Annotated in this window: 17 protein-coding genes and 1 pseudogene; 11 read left to right on the forward strand and 7 right to left on the reverse strand. The window is 72.3% G+C overall.

All coding sequences use genetic code 11. From position 1 onward, the window contains the following. Window positions 1-82 precede the first annotated feature (82 nt). Window positions 83-351, forward strand: a pseudogene (locus tag ABT354_RS31955) (site-specific integrase); the annotation flags it as partial. A gap of 431 nt (window positions 352-782) precedes the next feature. Here the strand turns inward: ABT354_RS31955 and ABT354_RS31960 are convergent. Together ABT354_RS31960 and ABT354_RS31965 are read right to left on the reverse strand one after the other, a co-directional pair. After that, complete coding sequence (locus ABT354_RS31960) at window positions 783-1361, reverse strand: PASTA domain-containing protein (RefSeq protein WP_351500273.1); 579 nt, start codon at window positions 1359-1361, stop codon at window positions 783-785. Beyond that, the gene (locus tag ABT354_RS31965) at window positions 1358-1879 is read right to left on the reverse strand and encodes a SigE family RNA polymerase sigma factor (protein ID WP_351500409.1); all 522 of its coding nucleotides are present in this window, start codon (window positions 1877-1879) and stop codon (window positions 1358-1360) included. The genes ABT354_RS31960 and ABT354_RS31965 overlap by 4 nt, the downstream gene beginning before the upstream one ends. Before the next feature lie 601 nt (window positions 1880-2480). On the opposite strand from ABT354_RS31965, the gene ABT354_RS31970 reads away from it, so the two are divergent. From ABT354_RS31970 to ABT354_RS31980, 3 genes are all read left to right on the forward strand, one after another. Next, window positions 2481-2990, forward strand: a complete 510-nt coding sequence (locus tag ABT354_RS31970) for a helix-turn-helix domain-containing protein (RefSeq protein ID WP_351500275.1) — start codon at window positions 2481-2483, stop codon at window positions 2988-2990. A gap of 22 nt (window positions 2991-3012) precedes the next feature. Next, window positions 3013-3642 carry a hypothetical protein gene (locus ABT354_RS31975; RefSeq protein ID WP_351500277.1) on the forward strand — a complete coding sequence of 210 codons (630 nt, stop codon included), beginning with the start codon at window positions 3013-3015 and terminating at the stop codon, window positions 3640-3642. A gap of 112 nt (window positions 3643-3754) precedes the next feature. Continuing rightward, window positions 3755-4105: a DUF2516 family protein gene (locus tag ABT354_RS31980; RefSeq protein ID WP_351500280.1), complete on the forward strand. Its 351-nt coding sequence runs from the start codon at window positions 3755-3757 to the stop codon at window positions 4103-4105. A 36-nt stretch (window positions 4106-4141) separates the two neighbouring features. Here ABT354_RS31980 and ABT354_RS31985 read toward each other — a convergent pair whose 3' ends face one another. From ABT354_RS31985 to ABT354_RS31995, 3 genes are all read right to left on the reverse strand, one after another. Further along, entirely contained in the window at window positions 4142-5401 is a 1260-nt protein-coding gene (locus tag ABT354_RS31985) for a PP2C family protein-serine/threonine phosphatase (protein WP_351500282.1), read from the reverse strand. Between the two features lie 314 nt (window positions 5402-5715). Continuing rightward, window positions 5716-6876, reverse strand: a complete 1161-nt coding sequence (locus tag ABT354_RS31990; RefSeq protein ID WP_351500284.1) for a C40 family peptidase — start codon at window positions 6874-6876, stop codon at window positions 5716-5718. Window positions 6877-7240: 364 nt separating this feature from the next. Beyond that, a complete protein-coding gene (locus ABT354_RS31995; protein ID WP_351500286.1) occupies window positions 7241-8038 on the reverse strand; it encodes a class I SAM-dependent methyltransferase in 798 nt (265 codons plus the stop codon). A gap of 215 nt (window positions 8039-8253) precedes the next feature. Here ABT354_RS31995 and mshA point away from each other — a divergent pair, with 215 nt between their 5' ends. The 5 genes from mshA (at window position 8254) to ABT354_RS32020 (ending at window position 15616) form a co-directional block, all read left to right on the forward strand. After that, the gene (gene mshA / locus ABT354_RS32000; protein ID WP_351500288.1) at window positions 8254-9753 is read left to right on the forward strand and encodes a D-inositol-3-phosphate glycosyltransferase; all 1500 of its coding nucleotides are present in this window, start codon (window positions 8254-8256) and stop codon (window positions 9751-9753) included. After that, window positions 9746-10360 (forward strand): type III secretion system chaperone family protein, encoded by a 615-nt coding sequence (locus ABT354_RS32005; protein ID WP_351500290.1) that lies wholly within the window; start codon window positions 9746-9748, stop codon window positions 10358-10360. Before mshA ends, ABT354_RS32005 begins: the two co-directional genes overlap by 8 nt. Before the next feature lie 207 nt (window positions 10361-10567). Continuing rightward, window positions 10568-12322 (forward strand): glycosyl hydrolase family 28-related protein, encoded by a 1755-nt coding sequence (locus ABT354_RS32010; protein ID WP_351500292.1) that lies wholly within the window; start codon window positions 10568-10570, stop codon window positions 12320-12322. Between the two features lie 119 nt (window positions 12323-12441). After that, complete coding sequence (locus ABT354_RS32015) at window positions 12442-14214, forward strand: MFS transporter (RefSeq protein ID WP_502983537.1); 1773 nt, start codon at window positions 12442-12444, stop codon at window positions 14212-14214. 418 nt (window positions 14215-14632) lie between these two features. Next, complete coding sequence (locus ABT354_RS32020; protein ID WP_351500294.1) at window positions 14633-15616, forward strand: trypsin-like serine peptidase; 984 nt, start codon at window positions 14633-14635, stop codon at window positions 15614-15616. Here the strand turns inward: ABT354_RS32020 and ABT354_RS32025 are convergent. After that, on the reverse strand, window positions 15609-16910 hold the full coding sequence (locus tag ABT354_RS32025; protein ID WP_351500296.1) for an MDR family MFS transporter: 1302 nt from the start codon (window positions 16908-16910) through the stop codon (window positions 15609-15611). The genes ABT354_RS32020 and ABT354_RS32025 overlap by 8 nt on opposite strands. 243 nt (window positions 16911-17153) lie before the next feature. Between ABT354_RS32025 and ABT354_RS32030 the strand changes: the two genes are divergently transcribed. Further along, window positions 17154-17912 carry a phosphoglyceromutase gene (locus ABT354_RS32030; RefSeq protein ID WP_351500298.1) on the forward strand — a complete coding sequence of 253 codons (759 nt, stop codon included), beginning with the start codon at window positions 17154-17156 and terminating at the stop codon, window positions 17910-17912. Between the two features lie 408 nt (window positions 17913-18320). Here ABT354_RS32030 and phoU read toward each other — a convergent pair whose 3' ends face one another. Beyond that, entirely contained in the window at window positions 18321-18998 is a 678-nt protein-coding gene (gene phoU, locus ABT354_RS32035; protein ID WP_351500300.1) for a phosphate signaling complex protein PhoU, read from the reverse strand. A 198-nt stretch (window positions 18999-19196) separates the two neighbouring features. Between phoU and ABT354_RS32040 the strand changes: the two genes are divergently transcribed. Further along, on the forward strand, window positions 19197-20678 hold the full coding sequence (locus tag ABT354_RS32040) for a sensor histidine kinase (protein ID WP_351500302.1): 1482 nt from the start codon (window positions 19197-19199) through the stop codon (window positions 20676-20678). Window positions 20679-20680: the final 2 nt, after the last annotated feature.

Below are 20680 nucleotides of genomic sequence, written 5' to 3' on the forward strand. Positions count from 1 at the left end.
CATGGACTCCCTCCTCCGCCTTGCGATTGCACGCACCAGACCCCGCCCGGCCCGCCCTCCGGGCGAACGACGCTACTTTGAAGACACTCCCTAGCCCGCCTCTCCTACGGCCAGGCCCGCGCGCTGCTCGACCAGCACACCGCGCACGCCGGGCCGGGCACCGGCTGGGACCTGCACGAGTACCGCCACTCCGGCTTGACCCACCTCGGCGAGCAGGGCGCCTCCGAGCTGATGCTGATGGCCAAGTCCCGGCACAAGAAGGTCGAGAACGTCCGCCGGTACTTCAAACCCTCGGCGGCCGCCATCGCGGACGTCACCGCTCTGCTCGCGCCCGGGGACGCCCGCCGCTGACCCGCGCGCGGAGCGGTGCGCGCTGGTGTGCGCTCCAGCGCGCTCCCCGGCAGGGCTGTTCGTCCTGGTGGCGGGGCTGGTGAACTGGTTCACGGCCAGGCCCCGCGGTGCACCACCCTTCACGCCGACACCGGCTACCCGGTGACGGGCCACGGGCTGGCCGGAGGAGCGTGAACGTCGTGCGGTTGCCCCCTGACCCCCTGACCCCCTGACCCCCTGGACCTGCGGGACGTGCGTCGCCGTGTCGATGCGGTGCTGCAGGAGTTCCTCGACCACCAGGCCCTCCCCGGTCGTCCAGGCCCGCGCGTCCAGGAAAAGTCCAGCAGCGGCCCGGAGGGGCGGGCGTCCAGCCGGTGCGCCGCGGTCGACGGATTGCCCGGCACCGGCCCCTGGGTCACTCGGCCGGTGCGCGGGCCGAAGGGCCCGGTCGCTCAGGTTCCGCCGGGTTTGCCCGTCGAGACCAGCAGGAGGACGGACGAGCCCGGTGCCACCGGTTCTGCGCCGCCCCGGGGCTGACTGCTGATCACCTGCCCGGCGGGAGCGTTCCAGTCCGTGTGCCGCATGATCGTGCAGCTCAGTCCGAGTCCGCGCAGCAGGCTTCCGGCCTGTTCGACCGGCATGCCGGCCAGGTCCGGCAGCGCGATGCCCGCTCCCGCGGTCTGCTCCTGCTCCTGTGTCGGAGTCGCCTCGGCGCTTCCGCTCTTGGGGGTGCCGGTGGCGAGCGGGGTGCACGCCCCGTTCGCCGGTGGGGACAGGGACGGGGAGGCGCCGGGCGCGGGCGGCACGGGCTTCAGCGCGAAGAACCCCACCGTGGCGCCCGCCAGCACGCAGCACGCCGCAGCGGTGGCGAGGAGCGCCCGGCGGGTGCGGCTGCGGCTGACGGCTCGCTCGATCGCGGCCGCGTCGACGACCGGCGCCGTCGGCCCGTCGGCGAAGGAGGCCACCGCGGCACGCAGCTCGGCTTCGAGGCCCGGCTCGAACGGGGCAGGTCCGGACGACGTGTTCCTCACTTCGTACCTCCGAAAGCGGCCGACGGCGTGTGCGGCGCCTGGGCGCCCGATACGGAATCGCGCAGCTTGGCCAGGCCGCGGGCGAGCTGGGACCTCACCGCACTCGAAGAGATGTCCAGGACGTCGGCGACCTGCCGGGCGTCCAGATCGTGCAGGTAGTACAGGACCACCACGCTGCGCATGCCCATCGGCAGCCCGAGCAGTGCCTCGATCAGTTCCGCGCGCAGATCCACCTGCCCGAACCGGTCCCGGGGGTCGGCCGTCTCGGGCACCCCCGACAGCCCGGGGCGCTCGCCCCGGCGCGACAGCCGCCGCCAACGGTCGTTGGCCAGGTTGACCAGCACTTTGCGCACGTACGCCTCCGGCGAGTCCGCCACCGCGACCTTCCGCCACTGTCGGCACGCCCGCTCCAGCGCCTCCTGCACCAGATCCTCGGCCACGTGCACGTCACCGGTCAGCGCATACGCGGTGCGGAACAACGCTCCCGACCGATGTGCGACGAACTCCGTGAATCCGATGCCCGGACCGCTCCTGCGAAACCTCACCCGCCGACCTCCTCTCCTCGTCCCGTCCCGATCACTGCCCCCATGACGGCGGAGCGGGGCCGAGTGCTGCACCGAGCCGCCGGCAGTGACGTGAATCACAGCCGGGACGGAAGGGTGTCCCAGGACCTCGCGCCGCTGCCGCCCGGGGTGCGGGCGGGGCCCGGCGAAGCGGAGGGCCGCCGGGCGGGCGGCCCGCAGTCGGCCGAGCCGTCAGAAACTCGACCGGCACCCCGGACCTCCAGGCAGTTGATCAACACGACTGCCGAAGGTTCAACCACCACGGAACCGCAGGTCAACGGGCTCTGGAGAGCACGGAGGGCTTAGCGCCGGTTTTCGTTCCGATGTTCCTCAATCCCCGTTGCCCCGACAGCCAGTCCGAGCGGCCTCCAGCCGGCTGAAACCTCCCACGCGGCCCGCCGCGCTGGCCACGAAGCTTGAAACCTCGGCCAGAAACCCTGAACACACAGGCCAAGTGGCGTGAAACTGGCCAGTTGGCCTGCAAGGCCTCAGTGGTGTGGAACACTTTTGCAAGCACTTGCTTGCAAAAGTTAGCGAGGGTGGGCACCATCGGAGCATGGCATCACTCAACGTCGGCAATCTCGGAGAGTATCTGCGCGAGCAGCGGCGCACGGCCCAGCTCTCGCTGCGGCAGCTCGCCGATGCCGCCGGGGTGTCCAATCCGTATCTGAGCCAGATCGAGCGCGGGCTGCGCAAGCCCAGCGCCGAGGTGCTCCAGCAGGTCGCCAAGGCGCTGCGGATCTCCGCGGAGACGCTGTACGTACGCGCCGGGATCCTGGACGAGCGGGATCGGGACGAGCTGGAGACGCGGGCGGTGATCATCGCCGACCCGTCCCTCAGCGAGCGGCAGAAGGCCGTACTGCTCCAGATCTACGACTCCTTCCGCAAGGAGAACGCCCTGGAGGCGGAGGCCGCGGCGGATCCGGGTGGCTCCATAGCGGACGCGGGAGCCGGCGCGGCCGAGGCCGCGACGGACACCGACTCCCGCGCCGGGGCGGACACCACGGCCGAGGGGCCCCGCGATGCCGCGGGTGGCCCCGGCGAGGCCGGCACACCCTCACACTGACCGCGTTCCAGGAGGACCATCCATGGCCATCACCGAAGACCTCCGCAAGACGTTCACCGACCCGACCCCCCTCTACTTCGCCGCCGGTACGGCCGACCTCGCCGTCCAGCAGGCCCGCAAGGTGCCCGCGCTCATCGAGCAGCTGGCCGCCGAGGCCCCCGCCCGGATCGACGCCGTGCGCAACGCCGACCCCAAGGCCGTGCAGGAGAAGGTGACCACCCAGGCCAAGGAGGCCCAGGCCACCGTGCAGTCCGTGGTCACCGATGTGATCGGCGGCTTCGACGCCGATCTGAAGAAGATCGGTGAGACCGCCCAGGACCTGGCCCTGCGCGGAGTGGGCGTCGCCGCCGAGTACGCGGTGAAGGCCCGCGAGACCTACGAGAAGGTCGCCGAGCACGGTGAGCAGACCGTCCGCTCCTGGCGTGGCGAGGCGGCCGAGGAGCTGACGGAGATCGCCGTGGCCGTGGAGCCCGAGCCGAAGCGGGAGCCCGCGCCGGCCGCCGCGGCGAACCCGTCCCGGACCCGTCAGGCCAAGGCCGCCGACGGCGGTGGCGCCAGGACCGCCGGTGACGCCCCCGCGAAGCCCGCCGCCCGCAAGACCGCGCCCCGCAGGCCCGCGGCGAAGAAGAGCACCCCGCCCGCCGCCCAGTAGAAGCGTGCGGACCTCACGGGCCGGGCACCCTTCGGGGCGTCCGGCCCGTTCCACGGGTACCGTGGCGGGGCCGGTCGCTTCCATCACTCACAAGGTCTAGGCGGTGCTGACGATGCTGCACGTGAACTTCGAGAACACCCTGATGCTGATCGTTTCCCTGGTGTTCCTGGTCACCTCGGTGGTGGCGTTCTGCATGGCGCTCTTCACCAGGGAGGACGCCTTCCGCGCCGCCGACAAGCAGACCAAGCCCTTCTGGCTGGTCGTCCTCGGTGTCACCGTCGCGGTGAATCTGCTGGTCGGCTGGTTGTTCCTGTCCCTGCTGGGACTGGTCGCCTCCATCGTCTTCTTCGTCGATGTCCGGCCCGCGCTCGCCCAGGTCACCGGCCGGGGCAAGGGAGGCCGCGGCGGACGCGGCGGCTCCAGCAGCGACGGCCCCTACGGCCCGTACAACGGCGGCCGGTAACACCGCCCGCCCCGGCCGGGGCGGGCGACGGCCCGGTCAGGCCCCGCCCAGCAGCAGCACCGCGAGATCGTCGGTCAGCTCCCCGCCGTTGAGCCGCCGCACCTCTGCGACGGCGGAGTCGAGCAGCGCCTCGCCCCGGAGCCCCTCGGCCAGCTGCCGGTTCACCACGGTCAGCATGCCCTCGTCACCGAGCCGCCGCCGCTCGCCCGGGGCGGCCCGGCCCTCGATCAGCCCGTCGGTGTAGAGCATCAGGCTCCACTCGGGCCCCAGCTCCACCTGATGGCGCGGCCAGCGCGCACACGGCAGCAGCCCGAGCGCCGGACCGTGGTCGTACGGCAGCAGCCGCCCCGCCCCGCCGTTCTGGGTGATCAGCGGCGCCGGATGGCCCGCCAGACACAGCTCGGCCCGCTCGCCGTCCGGAGCGATGTCGACCGTGCAGAGCGTCGCGAAGATCTCCTCGCTCTCCCGCTCGTGCTCCAGCACCCGCTGGAGCGTCGACAGCAGCTCGTCCCCGTACAGCCCCGCCAGGGTCAGCGCCCGCCAGGCGATCCGCAGCTCCACCCCGAGCGCCGCCTCGTCCGGGCCATGGCCGCAGACATCGCCGATCATGGCGTGCACCGTGCCGTCCGGGGTGCGGACGGTGTCATAGAAGTCCCCGCCGAGCAGCGCCCGGGAGCGGCCCGGACGATAGCGGGCGGCGAACCGCAGCGCCGACCCCTGGAGCAGCGGTGTGGGCAGCAGCCCGCGCTCCAGCCGGGCGTTCTCCTGGGCCGTGAGCCGGGACTCGGCCAGCTTCCGCTGGGCGGTGTCGGCGCGCTTGCGCTCCACCGCGTACCGCACGGTGCGCCGGACCAGCCGGCCGTCCAGCTCGTCGCGGAAGAGATGGTCCTGGGCCCCGAGCCGGACCGCCTCGGCGGCCCGCTCGGCGTCGTCCGAGGTGGTCAGGGCGAGCACCGCCTGCCGGGGCGCGAGCCGCAGCACCCGCCGCAGCGGCTCCAGACCGTCCCCGCCGCCGTCCCCGCCGTCCGGCAGGGCGAGGTCCACCAGGACGCAGTGGACATCGTCGGTGAGCAGCCGCCCGGCCTCGGTGAGGTTGCGCGCGCTGCGCACCCTGACCCGGGAGCCGGGGGAGTCCAGCAGCTCCGGAACGGCGAAGGTGCCCGCCGGATCGTCCTCGATCACCAGCAGGGTGAGATCGCCGGTGGCCGGGACGGGACCGCGGGTGACGGTCTCCACGGCGCCCTCCACGGTGGCTGCGCTCTGCTGGAGCGGTACGGATACGGGTGGTGCGGGCATGGGTACGGGTCCTTCCCTCCCCCCGGGCGCGGCGCGGCGACGTTCGTCGCCCGCCCGTCGGGGACCTTAGCGGTCCGTCCGGCCGCAAGGGAACGAGAACGGGCCGGGGAGTGGCGATATGCCGGGCATGGACCGGCGGTTGGGGCTCCGCTCATGACGAACATCACGCCTTCGGCGGCCCGCCGTCACGGGGTGGACACCCTCGGTCAGCCGGCGGAGGGCTGCCCTCTGGCTGCTCCGTGACACCTCCGTGTCCCGCCGGCCGCACGGTGGATCACTCCGCCGGGCGCGCCGGCCCGGTGGACGGTGGTGCGCTACGCCGACGGGCGGACCACGCCGAGGATCTTCATCGAGCCCGCGCCCGCCACCGACACCATGCGTCCGGGACGGGGCGCATGGATGATCTGTCCGTCGCCTATGTACATCCCCACATGGCTGGCGTCGGCGTGGTAGATGATCAGATCGCCGGGCCGCATGTCCTCCACCGCCACCCGGGGCAGCTTCCGCCACTGCTCCTGCGAGGTGCGGGGTATCGCCACATCCGCCGCCGCCCACGCCTTCGAGGTCAGCCCCGAGCAGTCGAACGCCCTGGGCCCCTCCGCGCCCCAGCCGTACGGCTTGCCCAGCTGCGCCCTGGCGAAGTCCACCGCCTCGGCACCCGCGCCCGACCCCGGGCCGCCCTCCCGCGGGCCGTCCGCCTGGCGGCCATCGCTCCCCGAGTCACCCGCTCCGTCGGCCGTCTCCTGCCGCAGCTCGGTGGCCTCCAGCCACTCCCGCTGCGCCCGCTCGGCCGCCGCCCGCTCCAGCGCGAGCATCCGCTCGCGCTCCTTCTCCTCCAGGCTGCTCTCCAGCTCGCGGGCCTCGGCGATCCTGGCGGTGATCTCCTTCTTGGCCTTCTCCTGCGCCTGGCGGTCCCGGTCGAGCCGCCGCCACTCGGTGCCGGCCTGCCGGGTGTACGCCTCCAGCTCCCGCTGGGCGCGGTCCAGCTCGGTCACCAGGTCCCCGGTGGCCTTCATCCCCTGGCGCACCCGCTCGGCGCTGTCGAGGAACAGCCCCGGGTCGTCCGTCAGCAGGAACTGGGCGCCCTGCGGCAGCCCGCCGCCCCGGTACTGCTCCCGGGCGGCGGCGCCCGCCCGCTCCTTCAGCCGGTCGAGCCGCTCCGCCCCCTGGTCGGCCTGGCGTGCCAGCTTCACCAGCTCGGCCGACTGCCGCTCGGTGCGCTCCTTGGCGAGGTTGTACGCGTCGGTGGCGGAGACCGCCTGGTGATAGAGGTCCTCTATCTCCAGGCGCACCTGCTCCAGCGAGGGTTTGCCCGGTGTCCCGGGCGCGGGCGGCTCGGGGGCCAGGGGCGGCCCCAGCGGCACGGTCGCCACCGTCCCGGCCGGGGCGGCCAGTGCGACGCCCGGTGTCACGAGCACGGTCAGAGCGCAGACCACGGTGATCGCTGCGGTGGTCCAGCGGCGTCGTCGGAGCACCGATCCCCCTCCTGGGCTCTCCGGCCGGCGGAGTGCCCATTCCTCTGATGTACCGTCTGATGGATCGCCTGATTTACCGTCAGTAACGCCCACGGCGACTACGTGATGGTGCCACGGAGCCCGCCGAAACGACAGGGTCGACCGCCGTCCACCCCCGGCGGTGGACCCGGCGGTGGCCCCAGTTGCGGACCCGGCGACGGGCACCTTCCGGCGACCGCCTCCGACAGCGCTGACGAACGGCACCGCCCCCGCGTTCCCTCGATCATCGATTCACAGGAACATTCACCCGTTCGAGCGAATGTTCGAGAGGGCTGCTCGGGGAGCGGGCCGGTCAGGGCGGCGGCGGGCCATCGGAGGGGATCGCTCAGAAGGTGGCCCCCGGGCCCGGCGCGAGCGCCGCCCACTCGACCGTCACCTCTCCCTGCCGCCACCGCCGGTGGTCGTCCGCCAGCGGCCAGTCCGCCCCCAGCTCCCGTACCGCTCTGATCCAGCGCTGCCGGGCACCGAGCGAGGCATAGGGGGCCGCCGCCGCCCACGCCCGGTCGAAGTCCCGCAGAAAGGCATGGACCGGCTCGCCCGGCACATTGCGGTGGATCAGCGCCTTCGGCAGCCGCTCCGCCAGGTCCGATGGCCGGTCCAGGGAGCCGAGCCGGGTCGCGAAGGTCACCGTGCGCGGCCCCGACGGCCCCAGCGCCACCCAGACATGCCGCCGCCCGATCTCGTCACAGGTCCCCTCCACCAGCAGCCCCTCCGGCGCCAGCCGCCCGCACAGCCGCTCCCAGACCGCCCGGACCTGGTCCTCGTCGTACTGCCGCAGCACATTCGCGGCACGGATCAGCAGAGGGCGCCCCGCCACCGGGACCTCGAAGCCGCCATGGCGGAAGGCGAGCCCCTCCCGCTCATAGGGCCGGGCCGCCTCGACCCGCTCCGGAGCGATCTCGATCCCGACGACCGCACACCGGGGATCGGCGGTCCGCAGCCGGCGCAGCAGCTCAAGCGTGGTCCAGGGGGCCGCGCCGTACCCGAGGTCGACCGCGAGCGGATGGTCGCTGCGGCGCAGCGCCGGGCCCTGCACGGCGGCGATCCAGCGGTCCATCCGGCGCAGCCGATTGGTGTTGGTCGTCCCGCGCGTGGGGGTGCCGACCGGGCGGGAGTGGGTCATGGGGACGAGCCTAAGCCGACCGTACCCCCGGGGAGTCCCACGGTAACGATTGGGCAAAGTGGCCGGGGCGCGGAAATGGAATCCTCCCTCCCGCCGTTGTGGGCCGTGGAGAGCGGACCCAGCCGGGCCGGCTCGCCATGCCCCGAGACCGCCCCCGCCAGCCCCGCCCGGCACCCGGCCACCGCGCCCGGCCGGAACGAGGAGGAAACGCCGACGTGAGCCACTACGGCCAGTACGTCTCCCGGCTCGGCAGCACCGGCGATGTCACCGGACGGGTCACCGAGCGGGCCGCCGAGGCCGTTGGGCGGGCCACGGATGTCACCGGGCGGGTCACCGAAGCCGGGGGACGGGCCACGGATGTCACCGGGCGGGCCGCCGATACCGGAGGACGGGTCACCGGCGCCGCTTTCCGGGGGCCGCGCGTCGCCCTCTCCGGCCCCTCCCGCGTACCGCGCCGGATCGCGATGCTCAGCGTCCACACCTCCCCCCTCCACCAGCCCGGCACCGGCGACGCGGGCGGGATGAACGTCTACATCGTCGAGCTGGCCCGCCGTCTCGCCGCCCTCGGCATCGAGGTCGAGATCTTCACCCGGGCGACCTCCGGAGGGCTGCCCCCCACCGTCGAACTCACCCCGGGTGTCCTGGTCCGCCATGTCGACGCCGGACCGTACGAGGGGCTCGCCAAGGAGGAGCTGCCCGGCCAGCTCTGCGCCTTCACCCACGGGGTGATGCGCTCCTGGGCCCGCCACCGGCCCGACCACTACGACCTGGTCCACTCCCACTACTGGCTCTCCGGCCATGTCGGCTGGCTCGCCGCCGAACGCTGGGGCGTGCCCCTGGTCCATGCCATGCACACCATGGCCAAGGTCAAGAACGCCTCCCTCGCCGAGGGCGACACCCCCGAACCCGCCTCCCGGGTGATCGGCGAGACCCAGATCGTGGGCGCCTCCGACCGGCTGATCGCCAACACCGCCGAGGAGGCCGATGAACTCGTCGCCTTCTACGACGCCGACCCGGCGAAGGTCGCCGTCGTCCACCCGGGGGTCAATCTCGACCGCTTCCGCCCCGCCGACGGCCGGACCGCCGCGCGGGCCCGGCTGGGCGTCCCCCAGGATGCCTTCGTCCCCCTCTTCGCGGGCCGAATACAGCCCCTGAAGGCCCCGGACGTGCTGCTGCGCGCGGTCGCCCGGCTGCTGGAGCGGCGTCCCGAACTGCGCCCCCGGCTGTATGTCCCGGTGGTCGGCGGCCCCAGCGGCAGCGGACTCGCCCGCCCCGAAGGGCTCCAGAAGCTCGCCGCCCGGCTGGGTATCGCCGATGTCGTCCACTTCCATCCGCCGGTGCGCCAGGAGGCGCTCGCCGACTGGTTCCGCGCCGCCTCCGCACTCGTGATGCCGAGCCACAGCGAGTCGTTCGGCCTGGTCGCGATCGAGGCACAGGCGGTGGGCACCCCGGTGGTCGCCGCCGGGGTCGGCGGTCTGCCGGTCGCCGTGCGCGACGGTGAGACCGGCATCCTGATCGCCGGCCATGACCCCGACGACTACGCCGACGCGCTCCACCGGCTGCTGGCCGACCCCGCGCTGGCGGACCGGATGGGGACGGCGGCGGCCCGGCACGCCGGGACCTTCGGCTGGGACCGGGCGGCGGAGGCCACCGCCTCCGTCTACGCGGCTGCCCTGCGCGAACACCGGGGCCGGGTACGCTCGCACCATGTCTGACGCACGGCAGGCCCCGGATCCGGCGACGCCCTCCGCCCCGGCCGCAGGCGCCGGCACCGCCCCCGGGGCCGGAGACGACCCCGGCACCGCCGAGGAGCAGGGGCCCGGTACCGCCGTCGCCTCGGTCATCGAGCGCACCCTCACCGACGCCGGCCTCTCCTGGGAGACCCCCGCCCCCGGCTCCTATGTGGTCGCCCTCCCCGGCACCCGGAAGCTCTCCACCACCTGCTCGCTGCGGGTCGGCCGCCACTCCCTCTCCCTCAACGCCTTCGTCATCCGCCACCCCGACGAGAACGAGGCGGCGGTCCACCGCTGGCTGCTGGAGCGCAATCTCCGGCTGTACGGGGTGACCTACGCGATCGACGGCCTCGGCGACATCTATCTCACCGGCCGGCTCCCGCTCGCCGTGGTCACCTCCGAGGAGCTGGACCGGCTGCTCGGCTCGGTGCTCGAAGCCGCCGACGGGGCCTTCAACACCCTGCTGGAGCTGGGCTTCGCGGAGGCGATCCGGCGGGAGTACACCTGGCGGGTGTCGCGCGGCGAGTCCACCCGCAATCTGGACGCGTTCACACACCTGACCAAGGATCTGCCGACCACGGAGTCCTGACCCTTTCCGTGCGGCCTCGTTGACCAGCCATCACTTTTCCGCGCCTCCCGGGTGCACGACCCCTTCCCGCGCCCGTGCGGGCCATGGCATGCTCACCCCGCGCACTGACGTACACGTGAACATCGTTCATATCCATGATTCTGCAAGGGAACTCGGGAGCCCCCGGGCCGTCTGATGTCCGGGCGCGGCGCGGAAGGCGGGTACGGGATGGAGAACGACCGGCGCGACATCGGCAGACGCACCCTGATCGGTACCGCCACCGCCGTGGCGGCGGCCTGGGCCTCCAGGGGGAGCGCCGCCGCCGCGGGGCGGGAGACGACACGGCCACCCGGCACGGCGACGGGCTCCGGCACGGCGATGGGCCCCGCGACGATGGGCCCCGGTGCGGCCGCGGGTCCCGGAGCTCCACAGCCCCCCGCCGCCGCGCTCTGGGAGGAGTACCGGCGCACCCCCTTCACCCATCCGCAGATCCCCTATGTCGGCCGGGCGGGCAGCCGCAGCCCCCGCCGCCGCCATCGCGCCCGTACCGTCAGCGCCCTCGACCACGGAGCCGTCCCCGGCGGATCCACCGACTGCGCCCCCGCGATCAACCGCGCCCTCGCCGCCGTCGGCCGGCGCGGCGGCGGTACGGTCACCCTGCCACCCGGGGTGTTCCGGATCGACGGGGTCATCCGGATCGCCCACAGCGGTGTCGTCCTGCGGGGCGCGGGCAGCGGCCGGACCACCCTGCTCGCCACCCGCCATCTGACCGAGCTGATCGGCCCCTACGGCAGCCGGTACGGCGGCGACAAGTCCTCCTGGTCCTGGGCGGGCGGGCTGATCTGGCTCTGCCCCGAGGCCCGCTGGACCTCCCTCGTCGACGCGATCAAGGCGAAGGACTGGCCCTTCGAGGGCTGGACCGGCAACCGCCGGGACGAGTGGCGCACCCTCACCCCCGTCCGCCCGGCCCGCCGGGGCGACTGGACGATCACCGTGGCCGACCCCCGGGGGCTGTACCCGGGCCGGCTGGTGCTGCTGCGGATCGCCGACGACGACCGGTACACCCTGCTGAAGCACATGGCGGGCGGCGGACCGGGCCCCGAGTCCTATGAATGGTCCGACAAGACCAAGCTGACCAGCTATGTCCCCTACGAGTGGCCGGTACGGATCATCTCGGTGAAACAGGACCGGGTCACCCTGGAACGTCCGCTGCCGCTGGATCTGCGCCCCGAGTGGGACCCCCGGATCGTCACCCCGGTCGCCCCGCTCACCGACGCGGGGGTGGAGGGGCTGACCCTGGAGGCGGTCGAGACCCCGCAGTCGCCGCATCTGCTGGACAAGGGGTACAACGGCGTCACCTTCCAGTGCGCGTACGACTGCTGGGCCGACGACATCACGGTCCGGCACGCGGACAACTCCTTCGGGTTGGTCGCCGCCTCCGCCTGCACCCTCACGCGCACCCGGGTGGAGGGGCGGGGCAACCACCACCCGTACTTCTGCCGGGAGGGCGCCCACGACAATCTGGTGGAGGACTTCACCGTCGCCCGCGCCACCGTCCCGTTCCCGCCCGGCACCCAGCTGCACGGCATCAATGTGGAGGGGCTCTCCAGCCACAATGTCTGGTCGCGGGGGGTGATGGGGATGGGGACCTTCGACACCCACCGGGGCATGCCGTTCGCCAATGTCCGGACCGAGATCACCGTCGACAACAACGGGCGGCACGGCGGGGACGCCTCCGCCGGACCGCTCTACGGCGCCCGGTTCGCCCATTGGAATGTGACGGTCACCAATGGGCGCGCCGGTCTGGTGCGGATCGACGGGGTCGCCCCCTGGAGCGCGACGGTGGCGATCTCCACGGTCCGTGAGTTCGACCAGACCGACCGCCCGGACTTCACCGGGGCGCTCGACTCCCGGCTGGAGGCGTACGGGGCGCCGGGCGGGGTGTGGCCGCCCAATCTCCACCGGGCCCAGCGCGCGCTCTGAGCCGGACCCGCGCCCCCGCACCCCCTGGGCGCCCGCCGCCCGGGGGCCGGGGGCCGGGGGGCGTCCCCCACCCGCTCACTGGGCGTGCGCCACCCCGTACCCCCGGTGAGAATCCCCCTATGGCTTCTGTGCCGGGTGACGGCGGCCCCGGGGACCCGCGCCGCACCTCCGGGGCCCCGACCGGAGCGCCGCCCTCCGCCGGAGGTGCCGGAGGGACCCCCTCCGGACTCCCGGCGGCGGAGGGCGCCACCCCGGGTGCCCCGGGACACCCGGAGCACCCGGGGCACCCGGAACCCCGCCGACAGCTGGCCCTCGCCGCGATGATGTTCGCGGTGGCGATGACCTTCATCGACCAGACCATCGTCGCCATCGCCGCCCCGGACATCACCGAGGAGCTGGGGCTCACCACCGCCGGCATCCGCTGGGTGGTCAACGCCTATCTGCTCGCCCTCGCCGCCTGCTTCGCCCTCGGCGGCCGGCTGGCCGACATCCACGGCCACCGCCGGGTCACCCTCATCGGCACCCTGATCTTCGTGACCGCCTCCGTCCTCTGCGGCTGCGTGCCCGCCGGGGAGTACGCCCAGGCATGGATGATCACCTTCCGCGCGGTCCAGGGCGTGGGCGCCGCACTGCTCTTCCCCGCCGCGCTCGCCGTGGTCACCGCCGTCTTCCCGGTGGAACGCCGGGGCCGCGCCCTCGCCCTCTTCTTCGGGCTCTCCGGCGCGCTCACCGCCATCGGCCCGCTGCTCGGCGGGGTGCTCACCGCCTGGACCTGGCGGGCGATCTTCTGGGTGAACGTCCCCGTCGCCCTGGTCGCCGTCGTCCTCACGGTGCTCGCCCGCATCCCCGACACCGGACGCCGCGAACGGCTCGACATCCCCGGCGCGGTCCTGGTCGCCCTCGGGATGGCACTGAGCGTCCTCGGCCTCCAGCAGGCCTCCGAATGGGGCTGGGCCTCGCCCGCCACCTGGGGCTGTGTCCTGGTGGGCGCCGCGCTGCTGGTGGTCTTCTGTGTGTACGAGCTACGGGTCCCCGCCCAGCCCCTGATCAAGCTGCGGGTCTTCCGGGACCGCGCCTTCAGCGCCGACACCGCGACCGTCTTCTTCGCGATGCTCGCCTTTGTCCCGCTCTTCTTCTTCGCCTCCGTCTACGCCCAGGTCTCGCTGGGGAAGTCGCCCAACGAGGCCGCCCTCTACCTGCTCTGGTTCTTCCTCGGCTTTGTGATCGCCACCCAGATCGGCGGCCGGATGCTGGACAAGCGGGGCGCCCGGCCCGCGCTGCTGCTCGGCTCCGCGATCGGCGCCGTCGGCTTCTGGCTCTGGTCCCTGAAACTCACCGATCTGTCGTTCTCGGCGCAGTGGCCCTATGTGGTCCTCGCGGGCGCGGGCATCGGGCTGCTGCTCGCCCCGGCGTCGACGGACTCGGTGAACCGCGCCATCGACGCCTCGTACGGCGAGGTCACCGGGATCACCCAGACGGTCCGCAACTACGCGGCGGCGGTGGGACTCGCGGTGTACGGGACGGTCCTCAGCCGGGTCACCGTCGACCGGATCACCGGGACGCTGGAGTCCAGGGGGGTGCCCGACGCGGTGGCCGCGGAGGCCGCCCAGGGCATCGCGCGGACGGTGGCGGGCCATGGCGGCGGACGGGAGCCGCTGGCGGGGGAGGGGCCGGTGGGGGAGGCGCTGCGGGACTCGGCGGGGGCGATCCGGATGGACTTCGCCGAGGCCAATCAGTGGGTGTTCCACGGGATGGCCCTCGCCCTGGTCGCCGCGTTCCTCTGCGCGCTCGCCCATCCGGGCACCCGGGTGACCGCCGCCGGCCCCGGCGCCCCGGCCCCGGGCCCCGGCGGTCCGCCTCCCGAGCCCCCCAAGGCCCCCCAAGCACCCTGAGCACTTCCGAATGCCCTCTTCGGTACGTCCACGGCGCGCCCGAGGTTCAATCGGCACGGCCTGAATCCATGGAAACGGCTGAAAGAACAGGGCGCCGTATATCGGGAATCGGCCATTCGCCGGGCTCTCCGACAGGGCTATGTCCGTATAGCGGTGCATCCGCTTAGGGGTTTGTTTCAGGAATGTTGCACAGGCCAACCCGCCTTCAACTGCGGTGCCCGGGGGTTCCTTCAGCCCTGGCGCATATCTGACTCGGGAACACCTGCTCTCTTTACCGCTGTGTGACATCCGATGGACCATCGGTCGGCCGAGAGCACTTCCCTCGTCAGGAACAGCGCGATCATGACGTGATTTTCCCCCGACACATGCCGGAAAGGCTTCTCCTGTGCGCCAGTTAAGGCGAATAATCCTGCCCTCCGTGGCCACGCTCGCCCTGATCATCGGAACGGTCGAGATCGCCGCCGCCAAGCCCTCCGTCCCCGGAGGCCCGGACAAGGCCGGTGCCACCACCACCGCGACGGCCGCACTCTCCGACGGGTCGGCCGTCGACTCCCGCGGTGACCTCGCCAAGCTGGAGAAGTACTGGACGCCGGAGCGGATGGCGAAGGCCATCCCCGCCGATGTCCCGCCCGGCGCCCCGCTCACCGAGGGCGCCCCGCGCAAGGCCGGACCCACCGGCGCCCCCGGCTCCACCCCCGCCGCCAGGCCCACTGTGAAGGGGGACCGGGCGGCGCCCCGGATCAATGAGTCGGCCGCGGTCGGCAAGGTGTACTTCCGGAACCCGGTCAACGGCCTCAACTACATGTGCTCGGCCGCCGCGATCAACAGCGCGTCCAAGCAGATGGTCACCACCGCCGGGCACTGTGTGAACACCGGCGGCAGCGGCAGCGCGGGCCAGTGGATGCAGAACTGGGTCTACATTCCCCGCTACCGGCAGGGCGCCCGCCCGTTCGGCACCTTCGCGGCGAAGCAGTTCCGCTCCTTCACCAGCTGGGTCAACAGCAGCGATCTCACGCGTGATGTCGCCATGGTCACCACCTGGCCGCTCAACAACAACAAGGTCGTCAATGTCACCGGCGGCCACGGTCTCAGCTGGAACTTCAGCCGTAATCAGCCGATGACCATCTTCGGTTACCCCGGAAACCGGGACAACGGCGAGCTGCAATGGGTCTGTCAGGGAACCACCCGGGCCTACGGCCTCTTCGACCCGCGCATCGAGATGCAGTGTGATTTCGGCGGCGGATCGAGCGGCGGTCCCTGGCTGCGTGAGTTCAACGACGCCAATGGTCTCGGCTCGCAGAACGGTGTGATGAGCACGATCAGCTCGGGCGGCTGGAATCAGAGCCCGTACTTCGACGACAGCGTGAAGGCGATGTGGGACGCCCAGGGCAGCATCACCTGACCTGACCCGACCCCGCTCGGGCCGGCCGGCCGGAACGCCGGCCGGCCCCGTCCTCCTTCGGGGGGACCTTTCCGCCCGCGGCCACCACGCTCTCCGGCAGCTTCCGCATCAGCGCCCAGTACCCCACCGCGGCGAGCGTGCCCAGCGCCGCGGACATCCCCCACAGCCAGGCCGCCCCGAAGCCGTCGATCACGAACCCCGCCGCCAGCGGTGCCACCAGCGTCGCCACCGACCAGGTCAGCGCGTACACCCCCTGGTAGCGCCCCCGCCCGTGCACCGGCGAGAGCCGTACCACCAGGCCGGTCTGGGTCGGCGCGTTCACGATCTCCGCCAGCGTCCAGACGACCACCGTCAGCGCGTACAGGCCCACCGATCCGGCGAACGCGGTCAGCCCGAAGCCGTACCCCGCCAGCAGCGAGGAGACGATCAGCAGCCGGCGTGGATCGCGGTGCTCGATGAGACGGGTGACCGGGATCTGGAGGACCACGATCAGTACCCCGTTCAACGCCATGACCGTGCCGAAGTCCGAGGTGGAGAGCCCGTCCGCGCCCATCGCCAGCGGCACCCCGACATGGCCCTGCATAAAGATCAGCGCGATCAGGAAGGAGAGTCCGACCACGCCCATGAACCGGCGGTCGCGCAGTACGGTCCCCAGACCGACCTCGGGCTCCTCCACCCCCGGCGCCGCCGGGTCGCGCTCGGGCCGGGACTCCGGCACCTTCACATAGACGAGGACCGCGCAGAGCAGGGTCATCGCCGCCTCACCGAGGAAGCCCGCCAGATAGCTGTACTCGGCGATGAAGCCCGCCGCGACCGCGGAGATCGCGAAGCCGAGGTTGATGGCCCAGTAGTTCAGCGAGAACGCCCGGACCCGGTCCTCGGGCGGCACGATGTCCGCCATCATCGCCTGGACGGCGGGCCGGGAGGCATTGGTCGCCATGCCCACCAGACAGGCCACGGCGGCGATGGCCACCGGGTGGTGCACAAAGGCGAGCGCCGCCACCGAGACCGCGGTGCCCAGCTGGGCGATGAGCAGGGTGGGGCGGCGCCCCAGCCGGTCGGCCATCACCCCGCCGCCGAGCGATGAGACCACTCCGCCGAGCCCGTAGAGCGAGACCACCAGTCCCGCGAAGGCGGCGGAGTACCCCTGGTCGGCGGTGAGATACAGGACCAGGAAGGTGGCGACGAAGCCGCCCAGCCGGTTCACCAGGGTGCTGGCCCACAGCCACCAGAACTCCCGGGGCAACCCCGAGACGCTCTCCCTCACCGCACGGCGCACAGCGGCAGCGGACATCTGTTCCCCCCAGGACCCCAGGACGTTCACGCCGATGGCGTAAGTGGCTCATTCGGTAGGCGCACGTTACGTACGGGATGCGCCGGAAGGCCAGTCGATTGACGTTCCCCGTCAATCGACCGTCAATCGGGCGTCGATCGGGGTCCCGCCGTCTCGTCCACCGGCCGGTCCGGCCGTCTCGCCGACCGGACGCGGGGCCGGTCCCCGCACGTCCGTGCGCAGGGCTCGGATACTCTCGGAGCCATGGCCGACGCACCGTACAAGCTGATCCTCCTCCGCCACGGCGAGAGCGAATGGAACGCGAAGAACCTGTTCACCGGCTGGGTGGACGTCAATCTCACCGAGAAGGGCGAGAAGGAGGCGGTCCGCGGCGGCGAGCTGCTGAAGGACGCGGGTCTGCTCCCCGATGTCCTGCACACCTCGCTCCAGAAGCGCGCGATCCGCACCGCCCAGCTCGCGCTGGAGTCCGCGGACCGGCACTGGATCCCGGTCCACCGCTCCTGGCGTCTCAACGAGCGCCACTACGGCGCCCTCCAGGGCAAGGACAAGGCCCAGACGCTCGCCGAGTTCGGCGAGGAGCAGTTCATGCTCTGGCGCCGCTCCTACGACACCCCGCCGCCGCCGCTTGCGGACGGCACGGAGTTCTCGCAGAGCGACGACGCCCGCTACGCGAGCATCCCGCCGGAGGTACGCCCCCGTACCGAGTGCCTGAAGGACGTCGGCGTCCGGATGCTCCCGTACTGGTACGACGGCATCGTCCCGGACCTGCTGGCCGGCCGCACCGTCCTGGTCGCCGCCCACGGGAACAGCCTCCGTGCGCTGGTCAAGCACCTGGACGGCGTTTCCGACGAGGACATCGCCGGGCTGAACATCCCCACCGGCATCCCGCTCGTCTACGAGCTGGACGCCGACTTCAAGCCGCTCAAGCCGGGTGGCACCTACCTCGACCCGGACGCCGCGGCCGCCGCCATCGAGGCGGTCAAGAACCAGGGCAAGAAGTAGCGCGACCGGTAGCGAAGGAAGCGGCGCACGCGTCCCGTACGGGCCGTGCGCCGGGCGCGGAACGGACCGGGACCCCCGTCCGTCCGGAGATCCGGGCGGGGCGGGGGCCCCGGGCAGTGGTACCGCCGGCGGTCAGCCGCAGCCCCCGCCGCACTGGCAGGAGCCGCCCGACTGGCAGCCGCAGCCGCAGCCCGGACCACAGGCGCAGCTGGAGAGCGGTGCGAGACCGGGCGGGGTCTCGCGTGGGATGGATGTCGTGGAATCGGCCATGGGTCCCTCCTCAGGAGCGTACGAGCCATGACGGAGCGGGCGGGTGGTGAAGGCAGCGCCCCTGGCCATTGGACGCCCGGCGCGGCGGGCGCATCAACAGCGCGTGGAGGCATGCGCCGGTCCACCCGAATGCGGACCTTATGCGCCCTCCTCCGTGGTGCTGGGCTGGAGCTCATTGGCGTGCTCACCTGTCACCAGGTACACCACCCGCTTCGCCACCGATACCGCGTGATCGGCGAAGCGCTCGTAGTAACGGCCCAGCAGGGTCACATCGACGGCGGTCTCGATGCCGTGCTTCCAGCGGTCGTCCATCAGATGCTGGAAGAGCGTGCGGTGGAGCAGATCCATCTCGTCGTCGTCGGTCTCCAGCTGGAGCGCCAGGTCTATGTCCTTGGTGATGATCACTTCGGCGGCCTTGGCCATCAGTCGCTGGGCCAGCTGCCCCATCTCCAGAATGGTCGCCTGGAGATCCCGCGGCACCGCGGAATCGGGGAAGCGCAGCCGGGCCAGCTTGGCCACATGCTGGGCCAGATCGCCCGAGCGCTCCAGATCCGCGCTCATCCGCAGCGAGGTGACCACGATCCGCAGATCGGTGGCGACCGGCTGCTGCCGGGCCAGCAGGGCGATGGCCCGCGCCTCCAGGTCATGCTGAAGGCTGTCAACCTTCTGATCTGCGGCAATGACACTTTCGGCCATCTTGAGATCCGCGTCGAGCATGGCCGTGGTGGCGCGCCCTATGGCGGAGCCGACCAGCCTGGCCATCTCGACCAGCCCCTCGCTGATCGAGTCCAGTTCCTCGTGGTACGCGTCCCGCATCGAATTCCCTTTCGACAGGTGAACGGGTGTCCGCATGGCTCTCGGACCCCCACGCTCCCACGGTGGGCTCGCAACGCGTCCGACGCCTCCCGGCCAAATGAACCGGCCCGGTCCCCTCGGTGAACTCTGGGCGACGACTGATCGCGCCGCCCCCCGATCGGCTGTGAGCATGTCCGACGCCCCGCATAACCTGGAAGCATGGACGTGAACGCGGCGGTCGCCGCAGTGGCTGCGATCGCCGGTCTGCTGACCGGCGTGGTCGCCATGCTGGCGTTCCGCTGGAGCGAGCGGGAGCAGCGCAGGCCCAGCCGGACCTCGCTGCATACCGACGCGGTGCTGCCGCCCGGTGTCGACACCGTCCTGTCCGTGCTGCGCTCCTCCGCGGTCGTGCTGGACGAGAGCGACTCCGTGGTGAAGGCCAGCTCGGCGGCGTACGCCCTGGGGCTGGTGCGTGGCGGAAAACTGACGGTCGACGCGATGCTCCAGATGGCCCGGGACACCCGCAGGGACGGCGAGATACGCCAGGTGGAACTGGATCTTCCACGCCGGGGCACCGGCCGGGGCGAGGCGCTGGCCGTCTCCGCCCGGGTGGCTCCCCTCGGCTCCCGGCTGGTGCTGCTGCTGGTCGAGGATCTGACCGAGGCGCGCCGGATCGAGGCCGTGCGCCGGGATTTCGTGGCCAATGTCAGCCATGAGCTGAAAACGCCCGTCGGCGCGCTCTCGCTGCTCTCCGAGGCGGTCATGGACGCCGCCGACGACCCGGAGGCGGTCACCCGCTTCGCCGGGCGGATGCAGATCGAGGCGACCCGGCTGACCAATCTCGTCCAGGAGCTGATCGACCTCTCCCGGGTGCAGAACGACGACCCGCTGGAGGACGCCGAGCCGGTCCGGGTGGACGAGCTGGTGGCCGAGGCCATAGACCGTTCCCGGCATCCGGCCTCCACCAAGCAGATCACCATGGCCAGTGGTGGCACCTCCGGGCTGCACATCTGGGGCAATCGCGGCAAGCTGGCCGCCGCTCTCGGCAATCTGGTGGAGAATGCGGTGAACTACTCCCCGGCCAGGACCCGGGTGGGCATCTCGGCCCGCCGGGTCCCCGGCCCGGGGAACGGCTCGGCCGGGTTCATCGAGATCGCCGTCACCGACCAGGGCATCGGGATATCGGAGAAGGACCGCGAGCGGATCTTCGAACGGTTCTACCGTGTCGACCCCGCCCGCTCCCGCGCCACCGGTGGCACCGGCCTCGGGCTCGCCATCGTCAAGCATGTCGCCGCCTCGCACGGCGGTGAGGTCACGGTGTGGAGTACCGAGGGCCAGGGTTCGACCTTCACCCTCCGTCTTCCCGAGGCGCGCTCGACGCGGGACCGTGGTGCACGTACCACCGACAGCTCCGATGTATCCGGCGGCTCCCACGGCGCCGGCGACCCCCACAGCTCCGCCAGCTCCCACAGATCCGACACCACCGGCCGCTCCGACCACCCCACCGGCCCGACCCCCGGGACCTCCCCGGACGACAGACCGGGAGACGCCACCGCATCCGCCTCCGGCCCGGACCCCATCGCGGAACCAGTCCCCGGGCCGGAGGCGTACCAGGCCGCCGTCACCCCCGTCCCGTCCATCCCGTCCGTCCCCGTAGTTGACACCGATACCGACATCCCTGCCCCGGAGGTCCTTCCGTGACC

The sequence above is a fragment of the Streptomyces sp. NPDC000594 genome, assembly GCF_040299965.1.
In the GTDB taxonomy this organism is placed as follows: Bacteria; Actinomycetota; Actinomycetes; order Streptomycetales; family Streptomycetaceae; genus Streptomyces.